At 62.2% G+C, this 18,475-nt stretch carries 18 protein-coding genes; 10 read left to right on the top strand and 8 right to left on the bottom strand.

The window, feature by feature from the left end; translation table 11 throughout:
• Window positions 1-262 precede the first annotated feature (262 nt).
• From CO660_RS02980 to CO660_RS03015, 8 genes are all read left to right on the top strand, one after another.
• On the top strand, window positions 263-2,185 hold the full coding sequence (locus CO660_RS02980) for a methyl-accepting chemotaxis protein (RefSeq protein ID WP_097597458.1): 1,923 nt from the start codon (window positions 263-265) through the stop codon (window positions 2,183-2,185).
• 199 nt (window positions 2,186-2,384) lie between these two features.
• Complete coding sequence (locus CO660_RS02985) at window positions 2,385-4,190, top strand: methyl-accepting chemotaxis protein (protein ID WP_097597292.1); 1,806 nt, start codon at window positions 2,385-2,387, stop codon at window positions 4,188-4,190.
• Window positions 4,187-4,669, top strand: coding sequence for a chemotaxis protein CheW (locus tag CO660_RS02990; RefSeq protein WP_008533121.1), 483 nt, complete (start codon window positions 4,187-4,189; stop codon window positions 4,667-4,669). The genes CO660_RS02985 and CO660_RS02990 overlap by 4 nt, the downstream gene beginning before the upstream one ends.
• 29 nt (window positions 4,670-4,698) lie before the next feature.
• Window positions 4,699-5,553 (top strand): CheR family methyltransferase, encoded by an 855-nt coding sequence (locus CO660_RS02995; RefSeq protein ID WP_097597293.1) that lies wholly within the window; start codon window positions 4,699-4,701, stop codon window positions 5,551-5,553.
• 8 nt (window positions 5,554-5,561) lie between these two features.
• Window positions 5,562-6,659 (top strand): chemotaxis response regulator protein-glutamate methylesterase, encoded by a 1,098-nt coding sequence (locus tag CO660_RS03000; RefSeq protein WP_097597294.1) that lies wholly within the window; start codon window positions 5,562-5,564, stop codon window positions 6,657-6,659.
• 199 nt (window positions 6,660-6,858) lie between these two features.
• Window positions 6,859-7,659 carry an inositol monophosphatase family protein gene (locus CO660_RS03005; RefSeq protein ID WP_097597295.1) on the top strand — a complete coding sequence of 267 codons (801 nt, stop codon included), beginning with the start codon at window positions 6,859-6,861 and terminating at the stop codon, window positions 7,657-7,659.
• A gap of 112 nt (window positions 7,660-7,771) precedes the next feature.
• A complete protein-coding gene (locus tag CO660_RS03010) occupies window positions 7,772-8,875 on the top strand; it encodes a MotA/TolQ/ExbB proton channel family protein (protein ID WP_097597296.1) in 1,104 nt (367 codons plus the stop codon).
• A 3-nt stretch (window positions 8,876-8,878) separates the two neighbouring features.
• The gene (locus tag CO660_RS03015; RefSeq protein ID WP_085779362.1) at window positions 8,879-9,910 is read left to right on the top strand and encodes a peptidoglycan -binding protein; all 1,032 of its coding nucleotides are present in this window, start codon (window positions 8,879-8,881) and stop codon (window positions 9,908-9,910) included.
• Here CO660_RS03015 and CO660_RS03020 read toward each other — a convergent pair whose 3' ends face one another.
• The 5 genes from CO660_RS03020 to CO660_RS03040 all read right to left on the bottom strand — a co-directional run bounded on the left by CO660_RS03020 (window position 9,911) and on the right by CO660_RS03040 (window position 15,026).
• A complete protein-coding gene (locus CO660_RS03020) occupies window positions 9,911-11,161 on the bottom strand; it encodes a DUF6596 domain-containing protein (protein ID WP_097597297.1) in 1,251 nt (416 codons plus the stop codon).
• Window positions 11,162-11,167: 6 nt separating this feature from the next.
• Window positions 11,168-11,506: a YciI family protein gene (locus tag CO660_RS03025; protein WP_085779360.1), complete on the bottom strand. Its 339-nt coding sequence runs from the start codon at window positions 11,504-11,506 to the stop codon at window positions 11,168-11,170.
• 250 nt (window positions 11,507-11,756) lie between these two features.
• On the bottom strand, window positions 11,757-11,945 hold the full coding sequence (locus tag CO660_RS03030) for a YegP family protein (RefSeq protein ID WP_097597298.1): 189 nt from the start codon (window positions 11,943-11,945) through the stop codon (window positions 11,757-11,759).
• 145 nt (window positions 11,946-12,090) lie between these two features.
• On the bottom strand, window positions 12,091-13,083 hold the full coding sequence (locus CO660_RS03035) for a tripartite tricarboxylate transporter substrate binding protein (protein ID WP_097597299.1): 993 nt from the start codon (window positions 13,081-13,083) through the stop codon (window positions 12,091-12,093).
• Window positions 13,084-13,223: 140 nt separating this feature from the next.
• Window positions 13,224-15,026: an ABC transporter transmembrane domain-containing protein gene (locus CO660_RS03040; RefSeq protein WP_097597300.1), complete on the bottom strand. Its 1,803-nt coding sequence runs from the start codon at window positions 15,024-15,026 to the stop codon at window positions 13,224-13,226.
• A 192-nt stretch (window positions 15,027-15,218) separates the two neighbouring features.
• Between CO660_RS03040 and rpmE the strand changes: the two genes are divergently transcribed.
• Complete coding sequence (gene rpmE / locus CO660_RS03045) at window positions 15,219-15,440, top strand: 50S ribosomal protein L31 (protein ID WP_003566413.1); 222 nt, start codon at window positions 15,219-15,221, stop codon at window positions 15,438-15,440.
• 133 nt (window positions 15,441-15,573) lie between these two features.
• On the opposite strand, the gene CO660_RS03050 is transcribed toward rpmE, so the two are convergent.
• From CO660_RS03050 to CO660_RS03060, 3 genes are all read right to left on the bottom strand, one after another.
• Window positions 15,574-16,089, bottom strand: a complete 516-nt coding sequence (locus CO660_RS03050) for a DUF1465 family protein (RefSeq protein WP_085779357.1) — start codon at window positions 16,087-16,089, stop codon at window positions 15,574-15,576.
• A gap of 390 nt (window positions 16,090-16,479) precedes the next feature.
• Window positions 16,480-16,671, bottom strand: a complete 192-nt coding sequence (locus tag CO660_RS03055) for a DUF1192 domain-containing protein (RefSeq protein WP_097597301.1) — start codon at window positions 16,669-16,671, stop codon at window positions 16,480-16,482.
• 161 nt (window positions 16,672-16,832) lie between these two features.
• The gene (locus CO660_RS03060) at window positions 16,833-18,113 is read right to left on the bottom strand and encodes an MFS transporter (RefSeq protein ID WP_097597302.1); all 1,281 of its coding nucleotides are present in this window, start codon (window positions 18,111-18,113) and stop codon (window positions 16,833-16,835) included.
• Between the two features lie 173 nt (window positions 18,114-18,286).
• Between CO660_RS03060 and CO660_RS33150 the strand changes: the two genes are divergently transcribed.
• Window positions 18,287-18,451, top strand: a complete 165-nt coding sequence (locus CO660_RS33150; RefSeq protein ID WP_097597303.1) for a hypothetical protein — start codon at window positions 18,287-18,289, stop codon at window positions 18,449-18,451.
• The last annotated feature ends 24 nt before the right edge of the window (window positions 18,452-18,475 follow it).

Consider the following 18,475-nt stretch of genomic DNA (forward strand, 5'->3'; position numbering starts at 1 on the left):
GCTTCCCGGGGCGCGCATAGCGTTCCGCCGGCGAGGCAGCTGAGCGCCTCCGCCCTCATCGGATATCTCGGGCCGCTCCGGTGGCCCGAGGCGGAATATCCCCAACGCGTGTAGGCGTTGGCGCTGCGACGATAGATGTCCGGCTGCCGGGAAGTGAATGCAGTCGCTTTCCCTCTTTCAGACACGTCATTCTGAAGTTCGGCGTTCCCGGATGGGAACGTCTCTCTATTCAATCGTTTTGGCGCATAAAATGGGGTATGACATGCGTTTCACTATCAAACTGAAATTAGGTCTCGCTTTCGGGATCATGACGCTGCTGCTGATCGGCATTGCGGTTTATGGAAGCTTCAGCCTCGGCACATTGAACGAGGCGAGCAGCAACATGATCAACGGCCCGATGCGCCGGCTGGAACTGGCGCTGAACGCCAACATCGCCGAAGTTAACGCCATTCGGGCTCAGAAGAACGCGCTGCTTTCCACCGATCCGGACGCGGCCGCCGGTTTCTACAAAGAGGCCGATCAGAATCTGCAGGCCATGTTCGACGCTGTCGACGCCGGCTTGGCCATCGCCTCTCCGGAAGGGAAGCCGCATTGGGAGAAGCTGCGGAGCGTTGGCGGGAAATTCCGCGAGAAGTCCGCCGAGCTGCAGCAACTCGATGTCAGGGGTGACAAGGCAGGCGCCCTGGCGCTTTCACTTGGCGATCTCCGGGCGATGACCGGCGACATGGGCGATGCGATCGCAGCCCTCACCGAGATCCAGCGTAAAGGCATGCAAGCGACCGATCAGTCGAACGGCGATCTTTACAATTCCACCAAGCTCATCCTCACCACAGCATCCGGGCTCGCCGTGCTTGTGGCGCTCGGCGCCGCATTGTGGATCACGCTCGGCATCAACAATGGTCTGAGAAAGATCACGAGCGTCGCAAACGCCGTGGCAATCGGCGATCTCAATCAGAAAGTCGACGTCAGGACCAATGACGAGATCAAGGACCTCATCGAGACGGTCAACACCATGACCGCCAATCTGCGCGCGACCGCCGCCCTTGCCGACCAGATCGCCACGGGCGATCTGACCACCGATGCCAAGCCTCTCTCGGACAAGGACTCGCTCGGGATTGCGATGCAGAGCATGATCGCCAATCTGAGGACCACGGCGGGGATTGCCAACCAGATCGCCAATGGCGATCTCACCGTGTCTCCGAAGCCGCTTTCCGACAAGGATGCGCTGGGCCTTGCGCTGGAGCAGATGGTCGAGCGGTTGCGCGGTGTGGTCGCGGACGCGATTTCGGCCGCCGAGAACGTCTCCTCTGGCAGCCAGCAGCTCTCATCGAGTTCCGAGCAGGTGTCGCAGGGCGCTACCGAGCAGGCGGCTTCGGCCGAAGAAGCTTCCGCCTCGATGGAGGAGATGGCCTCCAACATCAAGCAGAATGCCGACAATGCCGCCCAGACCGAGAAAATCGCCCGGCAGTCGGCCAAGGACGCGGAAGCCAGCGGCGAAGCCGTCGCCCGAGCGGTTGATGCCATGCGCACGATCGCCCAGAAGATCGGCATCGTGCAGGAGATCGCCCGTCAGACCGACCTCTTGGCTCTCAACGCTGCCGTCGAAGCCGCACGCGCCGGGGAGCATGGTAAAGGTTTTGCCGTAGTGGCCTCGGAAGTGCGCAAGCTTGCCGAACGCAGCCAGTCGGCCGCTGCCGAAATCAGCGCCATGTCAGGCGACACAGTGACAGCCGCCCAGGAAGCCGGCGAAATGCTGGGGCGCCTGGTGCCTGATATCCGCAAGACGGCGGAACTCGTTTCCGAGATCAGTGCCGCCTGCCGTGAGCAGGATATCGGTGCAGCCCAGATCAATGAGGCGATCCAGCAGCTCGACAAGGTGACGCAGCAGAACGCCGGCGCCTCCGAACAGATGTCGGCAACGTCCGAAGAGCTCGCTTCGCAGGCGGAAGAACTGCAGACCTCGATCGCCTTCTTCAAGGTCGATATAGCGGGTGGGCGCCGCGATCGCACACAGGGCGCCAAGATGACGGTTCGTAGCCCGGCGCCTGCCGCCCGCAGGCCGGCGGCCAAGAAGCCGGCCGCCGACAGCGTTGCAGGCCAGCAGGCCCGCGTGAAGGGCTTTGCCCTCGACCTGTCGATGGGCGGCCCTGACGCCGGCGACGACGATTTCAGGGAGAGCGCATGACGCTTCCCAGAGAATAGGCGGCTTTCCCTTGCAACTGTCGTGGGCCAGCCAGCACGGCCCGCGACGCAATTCCGGCGCCCCGTCGCCACGGAAGTCCGCCAGTTCTTCTTACCTGTCTTCGCCTGCCGGACTTTCTTTGCTGCATGACGCCGCGCGCCCGGTCCACATTATTGCTTCGCTCTCAGAGAGGAATATTGAGATGCGTATTACGATCAAACTCAAACTCGCAGCCGCATTTGGTGTCGTCATACTATTGCTGGTGGGTAGCGCGATTTATGGCATCATCAGTCTCAGTTCGCTGAACGACGCTGTCGGCAGCCTTATCTCCGGTCCTGCAAAAAGCCTCGAACTGGCTCTGGAGGCCAAGACGGCCGAGCTCAATGCGGTTCGCTGGCAGAAGAATGCCCTTCTGGAAATGAATCCCGAAACAGCGGTCAAGAACTATCAGAACTCGGCAAAGAGCGCGGATGATATGCTCGCCTTCGCTACCAGCGGTGAACAGCTCGCAACCACCGAGGGCAAACCCAACTGGGATAGGCTGATCGAGCTGGCCAAGCGCTTCAGCGAAGGTTCCGCCAGAGTTGCCGCCATCCAAGAAAGCGGTGACAGGGCAGGGGCCGCAGCGCTTTCGTCAGGAGAGGTTCGCGCTGTCGTCGTGGAACTGGAAGAGGTGTTCGAGGCGCTTGTATCGCTGCAGCAAAAGGCCATGATACAGGCTGATAACGACACTGAAGTCCTCTATGGCTCTACCAAGAACATGCTGATCGTCATTGCGGTTGGTGCGTCAGTTATCGCTTTCGCGGCTGCATTGTGGATAGCCCTCGGCGTCAACAGCGGCCTGCGCAAGATCATGGACGTTGCCAATGCCGTCGCCATCGGCGACCTGAATCAGAAGGTGGAGATCAAGAGTAATGACGAGATCAGGGATCTCGTGAATACAATCAATGTCATGACCGACAATCTTCGAGCCACCGCCGACATCGCTACGCAAATCGCCGGCGGCGACCTGAGGGTCTCGCCGAAGCCGCTGTCGGAGAAGGATACACTGGGCATCGCGCTGGAACAGATGGTCGAACGGCTGCGCGGCGTCGTCGCCGATGCGATCTCGGCCGCCGAGAACGTCTCGGCCGGCAGCCAGGAGCTTTCGGCAAGCTCCGAACAGGTGTCACAGGGTGCCAGCGAACAGGCAGCCTCCGCCGAAGAGGCTTCCGCCTCAATGGAGGAGATGGCCGCCAATATCAAGCAGAATGCCGACAATGCCGCCCAGACAGAGAAGATCGCTCGCCAGTCGGCCAAGGATGCGGAAATGAGCGGCGAAGCCGTTTCGCGCGCGGTGCAGGCGATGCGGACCATCGCCGACAAGATCAGCATCGTCCAGGAAATCGCCCGCCAGACCGACCTGCTGGCGCTGAACGCCGCCGTCGAAGCGGCGCGCGCCGGCGAACATGGCAAGGGCTTTGCGGTCGTCGCCTCCGAGGTGCGCAAGCTTGCTGAGCGCAGCCAGTCGGCGGCGGCCGAAATCAGCTCTATGTCGGGCGATACCGTTAAGGCTGCCCAGGAAGCCGGCGACATGCTCGGCCGCCTGGTGCCCGACATTCGTAAGACGGCCGAACTCGTGGCCGAGATCAGCGCCGCCTGCCGCGAGCAGGACGTCGGTGCGGCCCAGATCAATGAAGCGATCCAGCAGCTCGACAAGGTGACGCAGCAGAATGCCGGTGCCTCCGAGCAGATGTCTGCGACCTCAGAGGAACTTGCCTCCCAGGCCGAGGAACTGCAGGCCTCGATCGCCTTCTTCAACGTCGATGCGGCCGGCAACCGCCAGTCCCGCACGCCGGCCGCCAGAATGACGGTCCGCAGTCCGGCTCAGGGCTCCGCCCGCAAGCCTGCCGCCAAGAAACCGGCTAACAGCGTTGCCGGTCAACAGGCGCGGGTGAAAGGTTTCGCTCTCGATCTCTCCATGGGCGGCCCCGATGATGGGGACGCTGAATTCAAGGAAAGCGCATGATCATGGCTACCACATCTCTGGAAGCGCAATTCGTGACCTTCAGCCTCGGCGACGAGATTTTCGCCGTGCCGGTTGAGGTCGTACGGGAAATCCTCGACTATGCGGAAGCCTTCAAGATTCCGAACGGTCCCGACTATCTGCTCGGCCTGCGCGACGTGCGCGGGCAAGGCGTGCCGACCATCGATCTTCGCTTGAAGCTTGGCATGACCAAGACCGTGCCGACGCCGCACACGCGGGTGCTGGTGCTCGACGTGCCGATGGAAAGCCGGCTCCTGACTCTGGGCCTCGTCGCCGACCGCGTCTTCGAGGTCACTCCGTTCCGGCGCGACCAGATCGAGGCGGCGCCCGACATCGGCGTGCGCTGGCGTTCGGATTATATCGCCGGCGTCGTTCGCCGTGAAAACGGCTTCGTTGTCATCATCGATCTTGCACGACTCCTGTCGCGCGAGGACGCCTCGGCACTGCAATCGGCAGCCTGACGCCGCATCAAATCGGAGTTCTGCGTTCTATGAGTATGGCAGCTGTGGAAACCCAATTGCCGGGCGACCGGATCAGCAAGCGCAATTTCGACAAACTTGCCCAATTCATCTACGACTATAGCGGCATCAAGATGCCGCCGACCAAGCTGACGATGCTCGAGGGGCGGCTGAGGCGCCGCCTTCGCGCGACCAACCATTCGACCTTCGACGATTATTGCGATTTTCTGTTCAATCACGATGGGCTTGCCCAGGAAACCGTCTACCTCATCGACGTGGTGACGACCAACAAGACCGACTTCTTCCGGGAAGCCAAGCATTTTGGATATATGCAGACCGTGGCGCTGCCGGCGATCGCCAATAGCGGTGTGCGCACCATCCGCACCTGGAGCTCGGCCTGCTCGACGGGAGCCGAACCTTATACGATGGCAATGGTGCTGGCGGAATTCGCGGAAGGCCGCAGGGATGTTTCCTATAGCGTGCTTGCCACCGATCTTTCCACCGACGTGCTGCAGACGGCGCGTCAGGGCATCTATCCGGAAGACCTGATTGCGCCCGTGCCGCGCGACCTGCAGCGCAAATATGTGCTGGTCGCCAAGCAGTCTGGCCGCAAGGAGGTGCGCATAAGCCCGAAGCTGCGCAGCAGAGTGGGGTTTGCACGGATGAACCTGATGGACGACAAATATCCGGTTGGCGACTTGATGAACGTCATCTTCTGCCGCAACGTGCTGATCTACTTCGACAAGCAGACCCAGGCGGGCGTGCTCAGCCGCCTCTGCGATTGCCTGGCGAAGGGCGGCTATCTGTTCATCGGTCATTCCGAATCGATCACCGGCTTCGACCTGCCGCTGAAGCAGGTCTCGAATACGGTGTTTCAGCGTGTCTAAAGGCATTCATGCGCAAGAAAATCCGGGTTCTCATCATCGACGATTCCGCCAGCGTCCGGCAGACGCTGGCTCATGTGCTGGAGCAGGATCCTGATATCGAGATCATGGCAGTGGCGTCCGATCCTTTCGTGGCGGCGCGGAGGCTGCAGGAGGAGATTCCCGACGTCATCACGCTCGACGTGGAGATGCCGCGCATGGACGGCATCACCTTCCTGCGCAAACTGATGTCGCAGCGGCCGATCCCGGTCGTGATGTGTTCGTCGCTGACGGAAGCGGGCTCGGAAACGCTGATCCAGGCGCTGGAGGCGGGCGCCGTCGACGTCATTCTGAAATCGAAGATCGGCGCCGCCGACGGTCTTGCCGATGATGCGATGCGCATTCGCGAAGTCGTCAAGAGCGCCTCGCACGCGCGACTTTCCATCGCGCACCGTGCCGCCGGAACCATTCGTTCCGCTTCCGCCGAGGGACCGGCCAAGAAGCTGACGGCCGATGCCATGCTGCCGCCGCCAACGGGCCGCGCCATGGCGAAGACGACGGAGATGGTCGTCTGCGTCGGCGCCTCCACCGGCGGAACCGAAGCGTTGCGCGAATTCCTGGAGGAGCTGCCGGCCAATGCGCCCGGCATGGTGATCGTCCAGCATATGCCGGAGAAATTCACAGCCGCCTTCGCCAAGCGCCTGAACGGGCTCTGCGAGGTCGAGGTCAAGGAGGCCGCCGACGGCGATCCGGTGCTGCGCGGACATGTGCTGATCGCGCCCGGTGACAAGCACACGCTGCTCGAACGCCAGGGTGCGCGCTATTATGTGAGCGTGAAGACCGGGCCGCTGGTCTCCCGCCACCGGCCTTCCGTCGACGTGCTCTTCCGTTCGGCGGCGCGCTCGGCCGGCTCGAACGCCATGGGGATCATCATGACGGGTATGGGCGACGACGGTGCGCGCGGCATGCTGGAGATGCATGAAGCCGGCGCCTATACGGTGGCCCAGGACGAGGCGAGTTCGGTTGTCTTCGGCATGCCGAAGGAGGCGATTGCAAAAGGCGGCGTCGACCGCATTCTGCCGCTCGATCAGATCGCCCGCGAAGTCCTGATAACGCAGCAGAAGTTCTGAGGCCGGTCCAGTTCCAATGGCAAATAAGGCCGACGCTTTTCAGGCCTGTGAGCAGCCCTCCGTGCCTCCCCTTGAAATTTCCGCGATTTTGTGGTCTTGAGGCCGCCAATCTTTGCTAGCGCTGCCTGTCATGCATGTTCAGGGACATTTCCCGCCCCTGGCAGCGCGCGTCCCGTATCAGTCCCAAGGAAATGCGCCGATGGCCCGTTCAGCTCTTCTCAATGTCATGGTTCAGGCTGCTCTCAAGGCAGGAAAATCGCTGGGGCGTGATTTCGGCGAAGTGCAGAACCTGCAGGTTTCGGTGAAGGGACCGGGCGATTTCGTTTCCGCCGCCGACCGCAAGGCCGAGAAGATCGTCAGGGAAGAGCTGATGAAGGCGCGTCCGACCTATGGCTTCCTCGGCGAGGAAAGCGAAGAGATCAAGGGCACCGATGGCGCGCATCGCTGGATCGTCGACCCGCTCGACGGCACGACGAACTTCCTGCATGGCATCCCGGCCTTCGCTGTCTCGATTGCGCTCGAGCGCAATGGCGAGATCGTTGCCGCCGTCGTCTTCAATCCGGCGACCGACGAACTTTATACTGCCGAGCGCGGCGGCGGCGCTTTCCTCAACGACCGGCGCCTGCGTGTCGCTGCGCGCCGCGTGCTGTCGGATTGCGTCATCGGTTGCGGTGTGCCCGCGCTCGGCAAGCGCAATCACGGCAAGTTCCTGGTCGAGCTGCGCCACGTGATGGGCGAAGTGGCCGGCATCCGCCGCCTGGGCGCACCGACCCTCGATCTCGCCCATGTCGCCGCCGGACGTTTCGACGGCTTCTGGGAGGCGGAGCTTGCGCCCTGGGACATGGCAGCCGGTATCCTGCTCATCCGCGAAGCCGGCGGCTTCGCCACCGACTGGGATGGCGGAACGGCCATTCTGGAGGGCGGCGCGATCGTCGCGGGCAACGAACATGTCCATAAGGCGCTGATCGAGGTTATCAAGCGGGCGATTCCCGCCAAGTGAGCGCATAAAAATCCGGCTGTTGTAAAGTCACGGTTTTCGCCACGGCATACTTCAATTCGGCACAATGTTGCTCTAGTCTCCGCCAGCAATGAGTTCGGAGGCTGCTGGACCTATGGAAAATGTGAATGTGGCGGAGATCGGCTCCACCGAAAAGACGGCCGGCGGTTATACCTACAGGCTCTCGAGCCCCATGCCCTTCCTTTGGACGATGCTGCTTTTCCTCGTCATTGTCGGGTTCATTGCCGCGATCCTCTTTCGGCAGACGCAGACCGCCTTCATGCACAATCCGGGCCTCAACGGCCTGATCCTCGGCGTTCTCGCAGTCGGAATCGTCCTTGTTTTCAATCACGTGCTGGCGCTTCGCCCCGAAGTGCGCTGGTTCAACTCCTTCCGCGCTGCCGGCAGCGCGGATAAAGTCAACCGTAACCCGCGGCTGCTTGCGCCGATGCGCGCGCTGATCGGCAGCCGCAAGAGCTCGGTGGCGCTGTCGACGACGGCGCTGCGTTCGATTCTCGATTCGATCGCCACCCGCCTCGACGAATCGCGTGACGTTTCGCGCTACCTGATCGGTCTCTTGGTCTTCCTCGGCCTGCTCGGCACGTTCTGGGGTCTCATCGGCACGATCGGCTCGATCAGCGCCGTCATCCAGTCGCTCGATCCCGGCTCGAACGGCACGGGAGACGTGCTCTCGGCGCTGAAGGAGGGACTTTCCATGCCGCTTTCCGGCATGGGGCAGGCCTTCTCGTCGTCGCTGCTCGGCCTCTCCGGTTCGCTCATTCTCGGCTTCCTCGACCTGCAGGCCGGCCGCGCGCAGAATCGCTTCTATACGGAGCTGGAAAACTGGCTCTCCTCGGTCACCGATGTCGGCTCCGATCTTGCGCCGGCGCTCGACGCCGTTGCCGGGTCTTCCTCGGACGACATGCGCGCACTTTCCGAGTATCTGCGCAAGGTCTCCGAAGAAGGCGGTGTCGGCAACCAGCGCTCTGTCGCTGCCATGGCAAGCCTTGCCGAAGGCATTCAGGGTCTGGTCAAGAATATGCGCAACGAGCAGCAGATGCTGCGTGACTGGATCGAGGCGCAGCAGGACGAGGCAAAAGCCATGCGCCGGACGCTCGACCGGCTGGCCGAGCGCATCGGCCTGCAGGAGCGGGGCGGCGAGCGGTCCGAGCGCCTGCGCGAGCGCACGAGCCATGCAGAAAAGAGCGAGGGCAAGTAAGCCATGGCACTTGCCCGCAACCGCCGCCGCGAACGCACGGTGGATTACTGGCCGGGCTTCGTCGATGCGTTGTCGACGCTGCTCATTTCGATCATGTTCCTGCTGACCGTCTTCGTCGTCGGGCAGTTCATCCTAAGCCGCGAAATCACCGGGCGCGACGAGGTGCTCAATCGCCTCAATAGCCAAATCAACGAGCTGACGCAGCTTCTGGCACTCGAAAAGGGTAGCAATCAGGATCTCCAGGATTCGGTCGCCAACCTGCAGGCTTCGCTCGCGACTGCTGAAGGGGAACGCTCACGGCTTCAGGCGCTGCTGAACGCCGGCTCGGGCGGCCAGGATGCGGCTCAGAAGCGGATCGGCGCCATGACGCAGGAGCTCGACGAGCAGAAGCAGGTGAGCGAACGGGCGCTGAGCCAGGTCGAACTCTTGAACCAGCAGATCGCCGCACTCCGCAGCCAGATCGCCGCGGTCGAAGCGGCGCTGCAGGCATCCGAGGAGAAGGACCGGGTCTCGCAGACCAAGATCGCCGATCTCGGCAGTCGCCTCAACGTGGCGCTGGCGGCGCGCGTGCAGGAACTGAATCGCTACCGCTCCGACTTCTTCGGTCGCCTGCGTGAAATCCTTTCGGATCGCGAGAACATTCGTATCGTCGGCGATCGGTTTGTCTTCCAGTCCGAAGTGCTGTTTCCCTCGGGCAGCGCCGATCTCAACCCGGAAGGGCAGGGGGAGATGGCGAAGCTTGCCGCGGCGTTGCTCGACCTCGCCAAAGAAATTCCGCCGGAGATCAACTGGGTTTTGCGCGTTGACGGCCATACCGACAATGTGCCGCTTGCGGGAACGGGCCGCTATCGCGACAATTGGGAGCTTTCCTCGGCACGCGCGATTTCGGTCGTCAAATTCCTGATCGGCCAGGGTGTGCCGGCGGACCGGCTCGTTGCCGCAGGCTTCGGCGAATTTCAGCCGATCGCACCCGGCGATGCCCCGGACGCCCGTTCCACGAACCGCCGCATCGAGCTGAAGCTCACCGAGAAATGATCAGCCTGATGTCGTCCGCTGCGCTTCGGCGAGCCGATCGACGAGAAAGGTTCGGACAGAGGGGCTGTCGCTGAGGCCGATCGCCGTCATGTAGGCATCGGCCGCGGCCGCATCGTCGCCCGCTCGTGCCAAAAGAAAGGCACGTACGGCCCAGTAGGGCTGATAGGCAGCGATCGCGCGCGGATCGATCCTGTCGAGCAGGGTCAGGCCTTCGGCGGGGCTTAAAGCCCGGCCGACCACCGCTGCTTGGGCGACGCGCGCACCGAGCGTCGGCTTCATCGTCAGCAACGCGGCATAGAGCGTCGTGAGCGCCTGCCAGTCGGTCACTCCCGAAAGGCGGCGCGCCGCATGCACCGATTGAATCGCCGCCTGGCACTGATAGGGGCCGAAACGGTTGAAGCTTCCGGCCTTGCGCAGCAGCGCATCCGCCTCCGCGATCATGGTGGCGTCCCAGCCAGCCGGATCCTGCTCGTCCAGCGGCACATAACGCCCGTTGCCGTCGCGCCGGGCGCTACGGCGGGCTTCGCAGTGAAGCATCAGCGAGAGAAGGCCGATCGCTTCCGGCTCATCCGGAAGTACCGTCAGAAGCGCCCGGCCGAGCCAGATCGCTTCGCCGGCAAGCGAATGGTGCGCTTCCTCGCCATCGAGACCATCCCATCCGAGGGCGTAGGCGGCGTAGACCGCCGAAAGCACGGCGGCAAGCCGCCCTGGCAGCGCGGGCCGAGGTGGTATGGTGAAGGGAATGCCGGCATCACGGATCTTCACCTTGGCCCGCACCAGCCGCTGGCTCATCGCTTCCGCTGAAACGACGAAGGCCCGGGCGATGGTTCTGGCTTCGATGCCGAGAATCGCTTGCAGCATCAGCGCCGTATGTACGGAGCTGTCGATGGCAGGATGGGTGCAGGCGAAGAGTAGCTTCAGCCGTTCATCGGGAAAGATGGAATTGCCGGCCTCGTTCATTCGTGCCTCCGCTTCCTCGAGGGCGAGTGATATCGTCGTTTGTGCGTTGGCCTCGACAGTGCGGTGCCGGGCCGCCTGCATCAGATTGCGGCGGGCGGCCACCATCAGCCAAGCTTCCGGATTGGCGGGAATGCCGCGCTCCGCCCAGACGCGCAGGGCCGAAGCCAGCGCGTCCGACAATGCGTCTTCTGCCGCCGGCACGTCGCGCGAGCGGGCGGCGAGAAAGGCGATCAGCCTGCCATAGGACTGTCGCGCCACTTGTTCGGCGGCGCGTCCGGCATTGGGCGGCATTGCGCCTCACATCTGCAGGCGCGGGCGCACCTCGACCGAACCCTTGTCGGAGATTGGAATACGGGTAGCCCATTCGAGCGCGGTGTCGATGTCCGGGACCTCGATCAGGTAGAAGCCGCCGAGCTGCTCCTTGCCTTCCGGATAGGGACCGTCCTGGACATCGTGATCCTCGCCCTTGCGACGTATGACCGTGCCGGTCTCGGGGGCTGTCAGCCCCGCGCCGCCGGTCATGATCCCGGCCTGGACAAGCGCCTGGGTGTAAGCAACCCAGCCGTCGCGATAGGCCGGATCGCTACGGCGGGCGAAATCCTCCGGCGCTTCGCGAATGATGAGGGCATATTGCATGGAAAACTCCTGATATCGTTGTTGGCGTTGATCCAGGCCACCGGCGAAAGCCGTTTAGCCTGGTGGAGCGGCTAGCCGTTCCGAGACAATGAGGCGCGATCGCCGGTCGTTTCGACATGGCTTTGAAAAATATTTGAAAAAGAAAAATCGCGCCGGAAATCACAAACAGGCGAGCCGGTCTCTAAGACACCAGCGCCGCTCGAGGGCGCAAAAAAGCAGGGCGGCATTGATGCCGCCCGTGCCATGCCGTTCAGGCTTCGGCCTTCGTCTGGTCGACGATCTCGGCGCCGGAGGTATTCTTCTTGATGGACTCGATGGCACTCAGGGCGGACGCCTTCGCCTTGTAACCCTCGGAGCTGAACATGGTTTCCCCGTTCGATGCCTTGAAGCGGAAACGGAATTCGCCTGATTTATCCTTGTAGACTTCGAATTTATACATGGATGTCTCCCGAAACGCTGAATTGCACCATCAGCGTCGAGGAGGCTAGATCAAAATGCCGAGCTTTTCCACTGCCTTAATGAGGATTGAGTTCAACTGGTGCTAATCAGCGCTACGCGGAAGATACCGGGCAAATGTCCTCGCATCATTCCATCTGGATGTTTGCGCCCTTGACGACCGGCGCCCATTTGGCGAGCTCAGCCTTCACGTGGGCGGCAAGTTCCTCGGGCGTCGAGCCGACGATGGTGGCGCTGAATTCCTGCATGCGTTCGGCAACGGCCGGGTCTTTGAGCGCCTTGTTCGCCGAGGCGTTGAGGCGCGTCACCACCTCGCCCGGCGTGTTGGCTGGGGCAAAAAGCGCGTTCCAGGTATAGGTCTCATAGCCCGGTATGCCCGACTCGGCGATCGTGGGCACATCGGGGAAGGAGGGCGCGCGCTCGGCGGTCGTCACCGCCAGCGCCCGCAGCGTGCCCGCCTTGATGTGGCTGGAGGAGGAGGGCAGGTTATCGAACATGATCGGTACCTGGTTGCCGATGACATCGTTCAATGCCGGACCGGCGCCCTTATAGGGGATATGCTGCATGCTGACGCCGGCCATGGACTTGAAGAGCTCGCCGGAGAGATGCAGCGGCGTGCCGTTGCCCGACGAGGCGTAACTGTATTTGTCGGGCTCGGCTTTCAGCAGCGCGACCAGTTCCTGCACCGTTTTTGCCGGCAATTCCGGATTGACGACCAGCACGTTCGGCACGACGACGAGCAGGGAGACCGGCGCGAAATCCTTCTCCGGGTCGTAGGGCGTCGATTTGAGGATCAGCGGATTGAGGGCGTGGGTCGCAACAGTGCCCATCAAAATGGTGTAGCCGTCAGGCTCGGCTCGGGCGACGTTGCCGGCCCCGAGATTGCCGCCGGCACCGGCGACATTCTGGACGATCACCTGCTGGCCGAGATCCTCCGACATCTTCTGCGCGACGATACGGGCGACGACATCGGTCGAGCCGCCGGCCGCAAAGGGCACGACCATGGTGATCGGACGATCGGGAAAATCTGCAGCAACAGCAGAGCTGCTGAACCCCAGCATTGCAGTCAGGCCAAGAACGAGCGCGAGCCCCGTGCGTCGCGTCATGTCGGAAAGCGCCATTCCTATCTCCTCCCACGATTTCAACAGCAATCCCCACCCAGGGGCATGAAGAGGGTAGGGCAGGAGGCGGGAAAGACAACCGCAGGGAGGTGTGGTCGGCGTGAGACTTTAGTCGCTATCGGTGGAGAAGCGCGTACCGGTTATTTGGCAGGAGCGAGCACATCCTCATTGGCGGCGTCGAATTGCAGGCGCGCCAGCCGGGCATAGATGCCGCCCTGGCGGATCAGGCTCTGATGCGTGCCTTCCTCGACGACGCGGCCCTTGTCCATGACGAGGATTCGGTCGGCCTTCAGCACCGTCGCCAGGCGATGGGCGATGACCAGTGTTGTGCGACCGTCAACCAGGCCGTCGAGCGCCTTCTGCACCAGCGTCTCGCTTTCGGCGTCAAGCGCTGAGGTCGCCTCGTCGAGCAGCAGCACGGGCGCGTTCTTCAGGATGGCGCGGGCAATGGCGATGCGCTGTCGCTGGCCGCCGGAGAGGGTGACGCCTCGTTCGCCGACCTCGGTCTCATAGCCGTTATCCAGCCGGGCGATGAATTCGTCGGCCTGGGCGGCAAGCGCTGCGGCGCGGACTTCCTCACGCGATGCACCAGGGCGGCCGAAAGCGATGTTATCATGGATCGATGCGGCGAAAATGGTGACGTCCTGCGGCACGATGGCGATGCGCTGGCGCAACTCGTCAGGTGTCGCCAGCCGCGCATCGACACCATCAATCGCCACGCTGCCCTGCTGCGGATCGTAGAAGCGTAAGAGCAGCGAAAAGACTGTGGTCTTGCCGGCGCCGGAGGGGCCGACAATCGCGACGGTTTCGCCCGGCGAGACAGCGAAGTCCAAGCCATGCAGGGCCGCTTTGCCGGGGCGCGAGGGATAGGCGAAATGCACGTCGGAAAACTCGACGCGGCCGCGGCTGGGCGAAGGAAGAGCCTCGGGGTTGGCGGGGGCTGATATCGGCGACACCTCGTCGAGGAGTTCGGTCAGCCGGTCGGCGGCGCCGGCCGCCTGCGAGAGTTCGCCCCAGACCTCCGACAGCGCGCCGAGCGATCCCGCGGAGATGACGGCATAAAGCAGGAACTGGCCGAGCGTGCCGGCAGACAGCGTGCCGGCCAGCACGCTGTGGGCGCCGACCCAAAGCACGGCGACGACGCTGCCGAAGATCAGCGTGATGGCGATGCCGGTCAAGAGTGCGCGCGAGCGGATGGCGGCGCGGGCGGCCTCGTAGGCGGATTCGACGGCGCCGGCGTAACGTCTCGCTGCGGCGTCCTCGCCGTTGAAGGCCTGCACCGTACGGGTCGCGGCGATCGTCTCGTTGGCGAAGGCGGACGCTTCGGCAAGCGTGTCCTGAGCGGCGCGGGAACGCCTGCGCACCGAGCGGCCGAAGGCGACGAGCGGGAAGACGATCAGCGGGATCGCTCCGATGACGAGGCTCGACAGTTTCGGCGAAGTGACGACCATCATGCCCAAGGCGCCGAGACAGAGAATGAGATTCCTAAGCGCCACCGAGGCGGTGGCGCCGACGGCGGACTTGATCTGCGTTGTATCGGCGGTCAGCCGCGAGACGATCTCTCCGGACTGGTTGACGTCGAAGAAGGAGGGCGACAGCCGCGTCACATGGTTAAAGACGTCGCGGCGAAGATCGGCGACGATGCGTTCGCCGATGGTGATGACGAAATAATAACGCAACGCGCTCGCGATCGCGAGCACGACGGCCATGACCATCAGCATAGCGAAGTAGCTGTTGATGAAGCTGCCGTCGGATTGGGTGAAGCCGTGGTCGATCATGCGGCGCACGGCGAGCGGCAGCGCCAGCGAGGTCATGGCGGCGAGCGCCAGTGAAATCAGCGCGCCGGCCACCAGCCCGCGATAACGCATGACATAAGGCATCAGCCTGCCGAGTGGCCGCAGCGACCGCCTTCTGTTTTCCTCAGCCCGTGCCTGTTCTGCCAAATCGTCTCCGATCGCCTGCAGGACCCGCTAATGCGGCCTGTTGGCTCTTGTTATCCCGGCGTCCTTCATGTATAGGCACCGCATCCTAATGGGAAGCCGTAGCCATCACGACTGCGGCTTCATTTATTCAATCGGTTCGGTGGCCGCAACTGCATGCGGCAAATTGAACTCCGGTATCGCAGGAAGATTGTTATGAAGGCAGGCATCCATCCCGACTATCACATGATCAAGGTAGTCATGACCGATGGCACCGAATACGAAACCCGCTCGACCTGGGGTTCGGAAGGCGCTGTCATGAACCTCGAAATCGATTCCAAGTCGCATCCGGCCTGGACGGGCGGCAACCAGCAGCTCATGGACCGCGGTGGCCGCGTTTCCAAGTTCAACAAGCGTTTCGGCGGCCTCGGTCTCTAATCGCTTTTGCTCGACGAAATTTCGCAAGGAGCCCGGTTCTGCCGGGCTTTTTGCGTTGGCAGAACATGCGCAGCGGCAACAAAAAACCGGCCGCGCACTGCGCAGCCGGCCCAAATGGATTTAGCAGCTCTGGTCAGTTGTTGCCGAAGGCCGTCTGCAGCAGCGAAAGCTGTGCCTGGACGCTGTTCTGATTGTCATGAACGATCACGGCTTCGGCCGGACGATAGATTTCGCGATCCAGCAGCGCGATGCGGTTCTGCAGGCGCAGGGAGCGCTCGACGAGGTCTCGGAACGATTCCGGCAGATCGCCCCAGCCGGGTGCTGCGCGGTCGACGTTGAAACCGTCGAGGCGGACCTTGTTCTTCTCGGCCAGCACCTGGTCACGCGACATCTCGCCATTGTTGACGGCGCGCTGCAGCAGCAGCCACGAGGCCATCTGCATCAGGCGGGTGGTCAGCCGCATCGATTCCGCGGCATAGAGGACGGATGCCATGCGCGGCAGAACCTTGGAGGCTGCGCGGCCTTGGCCGTCAAGATAGGCGGCGGTCTCTTCGACCAGCGACATGCCTTCGCCATAGAGTGCCTTGAACTGAGAGGATGCAGCCGCGCGGCCCGCAAAACTGATCGTGTTCAATCCAACTTCCGACATCGCAATAGTCCCTGTTGCACGCAGCTACTTATGGTCAGGTAACGCCGGGGTTGACGGAAAAGTTTCCGCGTCCGGTCTTTATGACTTTAAGATGGTATCATTAGCGCAAATGCGCAAGCCGTTTCTTAAGAAAGGGTTAATCTCCACAGTTTCATGGAAATGCGCCGGCCGCAGCAAAAAGAAGAGCCGCAAAAGCGGCTCTCAAGGTAAAACAGGGAGAAAAATCAGACCAATTCACCGCTTGGAAAACTGTCTGAGATCCAGAGAAAGTCTGGATGAGTACAGTAATACCTCATAAAGCTTAATATTTTATTAACATTGTGCCGAATGAAGACTTGAGGCTGGCTCATTTTCCTGCCCATGCTCTTGTTTTCGGAGGCTTTTAGCGGATCACGAGCGGAAGAAGCTTTCAGCGGCCTGCCGCCCGGATGCCTTGCGGCTAGCTTCGGCTTCGAGCCGGGCGATCTCGGTTTTCAGCAATTCCACTCGCGCCTTCAACTCATCCACTGAAAGCATGGAGAGATCGGCGCCGATCTCGTGGGCGGTTTTCTTCTGCGGTCGGTCGTCATCGATAAAGCTCATCGGTTCTCCTCCTTTTGCTGCCGGCAGCATAATGCCGAAAAAATGCGGCCGACACGGAATCGGAATTTAGGTCGATCCGGCCCAAATCCAGCCTCGCCCTCCCCATTTTTATTTTTCCCGAGCCAGGGCGAAAACCGCAGTGCGGCTTTTGTAGAGAGGGCCTAACCGAACTTTACAGCAGGATCGCTGCTTTCGGGAGATTTGCCTGTGCCGCGATCGGCCAGCGACATGCTCTGCGGCGTCAGCATCGGCGAAGTGCCGGTCGGGATCGTCGTATAGGCGTCGCGGTCGCTGACTGGGACGGCCGCGCGGATGCGGCTTCTGATGATGGCGTAAACGGTGATCAGCACATGAGCGACGGCGGTGACCAGGAAAAGAGCATGCGGGGTGATTGCCGACATGACCGGGCCGCCGAGCGTCGGGCCGATGACTGTGCCGATGCCGTAGAGCAGCAGCAGGCCGCCGGAGACCTTGACGAAATCCTCCGACGCCGCGAAGTCGTTCGCGTGAGCCACAGCGATCGGATAGAGCGTGTTGGCCACCGCGCCGTAGAGGACAACGAGCCCGATCAGCAAGGCAGGGGATGTCGGGTGAAGCAGAAAGATCAGCAAGCCGGCGATGGCGGCAATCGCCGACAGGGCGGCGAGCACGTAGCGCCGGTCGATGCGATCAGAAAGTCGGCCGGCCGGCAGCTGCATCATGGCGCCGGCGAAGATGGTGGAGCTCATCATGACGGCGATGCTGGTGTCGGAAAGGCCGGCGCCGGCGCCGAAGACAGCCCCGAGCGTGCCGTAAGCGCCGTTGGCAATGCCGACGAGCAGGATGCCGAGGCAGGACACGGGCGAATTGCGGTAGAGCGCCGGCAGGTCGAGGCGCACAGCTTTCAGCGGCTGTGGTGAGGCCGCGGTCGAAAGCGTCGTCGGCAGCATGGCGATGCAATAGAAGATGCCGCAGATCATGAACAGCACCGGCGTGCGCACATCTTCGAGCGGGATCATCATCTGGCCGCCGACGACGCCGAGCAGGGTGATGCCGATATAGAGCGAGAAAATCGCGCCACGGCTCTCGTTGCTGGCGCGCTCGTTCAGCCAGCTTTCGATGATCATCGACGTGCCGGCGGTGGAGAAGCCGGTCACCGCGCGCAAGATCACCCACCAGAATGGATCGATGATGATGCCGCTGACCAGTGCGATGATGGCGATGATCGAGATGAAGCCGGAGAAGGCTCTGACATGGCCGACGCGGCGCACCAGTTTCGGCGCCACCAGGCAGCCGATGACGAAGCCGCCTGCCCATGAGGTGCCGAGCAGGCCGAGCGTCGTCGTGGCATAGCCTTCGAGATTGCCGCGCACGGGAAGCAGGATGCCCTGCAGACCATTGCCCATGAAAAGGAAGAGCGTGCCAAACAGCAGCGCAGCGACAGACAGCAGATTTCTCTTCATTTCCCCAGACTCGGTCTTAACGATTTACGATGGACATAAGGCACGACCTCAGTCAGCCCAGTCTCAAGATGATTGATTGTGCCCCGGAATGTCTTTACGGCGTGTCGAGATCCTCTTGTTCGCGCGGAAAAATGTCCGTCCTGTGACATTCCGAAAAACGGAAAAAATAAAGCATGACAAAGCTGATAGCCTTGCTGCTCATCCTTGCCATGGCGATACAGGTGATCAAGCCGCTCGGGCTTCCCGGCCTCCGGCGGCGGATGGATTTCTGGAAGATCGCGCTGATCGCCTTCGGCATATGGGCGATGGCGCTACTGTCGCGCGATTTCCTGATGTAAGCCTCGGATTCGAGCTTCGATGCG

Origin of the sequence: Rhizobium sp. L9 (assembly GCF_002531885.1) — a bacterium.
Lineage (GTDB): Bacteria > Pseudomonadota > Alphaproteobacteria > Rhizobiales > Rhizobiaceae > Rhizobium.

Excerpts from the sequence above, each read along its gene's own strand:
- CO660_RS02980 (WP_097597458.1), top strand. The coding sequence starts at position 263 with ATGCGTTTCACTATCAAACTGAAATTAGGTCTCGCTTTCGGGATCATG.
- CO660_RS02985 (WP_097597292.1), top strand. The coding sequence starts at position 2,385 with ATGCGTATTACGATCAAACTCAAACTCGCAGCCGCATTTGGTGTCGTC.
- CO660_RS02990 (WP_008533121.1), top strand. The coding sequence starts at position 4,187 with ATGATCATGGCTACCACATCTCTGGAAGCGCAATTCGTGACCTTCAGC.
- CO660_RS02995 (WP_097597293.1), top strand. The coding sequence starts at position 4,699 with ATGAGTATGGCAGCTGTGGAAACCCAATTGCCGGGCGACCGGATCAGC.
- CO660_RS03000 (WP_097597294.1), top strand. The coding sequence starts at position 5,562 with ATGCGCAAGAAAATCCGGGTTCTCATCATCGACGATTCCGCCAGCGTC.
- CO660_RS03005 (WP_097597295.1), top strand. The coding sequence starts at position 6,859 with ATGGCCCGTTCAGCTCTTCTCAATGTCATGGTTCAGGCTGCTCTCAAG.
- CO660_RS03010 (WP_097597296.1), top strand. The coding sequence starts at position 7,772 with ATGGAAAATGTGAATGTGGCGGAGATCGGCTCCACCGAAAAGACGGCC.
- CO660_RS03015 (WP_085779362.1), top strand. The coding sequence starts at position 8,879 with ATGGCACTTGCCCGCAACCGCCGCCGCGAACGCACGGTGGATTACTGG.
- CO660_RS03020 (WP_097597297.1), bottom strand. The coding sequence starts at position 11,161 with ATGCCGCCCAATGCCGGACGCGCCGCCGAACAAGTGGCGCGACAGTCC.
- CO660_RS03025 (WP_085779360.1), bottom strand. The coding sequence starts at position 11,506 with ATGCAATATGCCCTCATCATTCGCGAAGCGCCGGAGGATTTCGCCCGC.
- CO660_RS03030 (WP_097597298.1), bottom strand. The coding sequence starts at position 11,945 with ATGTATAAATTCGAAGTCTACAAGGATAAATCAGGCGAATTCCGTTTC.
- CO660_RS03035 (WP_097597299.1), bottom strand. The coding sequence starts at position 13,083 with ATGGCGCTTTCCGACATGACGCGACGCACGGGGCTCGCGCTCGTTCTT.
- rpmE (WP_003566413.1), top strand. The coding sequence starts at position 15,219 with ATGAAGGCAGGCATCCATCCCGACTATCACATGATCAAGGTAGTCATG.
- CO660_RS03050 (WP_085779357.1), bottom strand. The coding sequence starts at position 16,089 with ATGTCGGAAGTTGGATTGAACACGATCAGTTTTGCGGGCCGCGCGGCT.
- CO660_RS03055 (WP_097597301.1), bottom strand. The coding sequence starts at position 16,671 with ATGAGCTTTATCGATGACGACCGACCGCAGAAGAAAACCGCCCACGAG.
- CO660_RS03060 (WP_097597302.1), bottom strand. The coding sequence starts at position 18,113 with ATGAAGAGAAATCTGCTGTCTGTCGCTGCGCTGCTGTTTGGCACGCTC.
- CO660_RS33150 (WP_097597303.1), top strand. The coding sequence starts at position 18,287 with ATGACAAAGCTGATAGCCTTGCTGCTCATCCTTGCCATGGCGATACAG.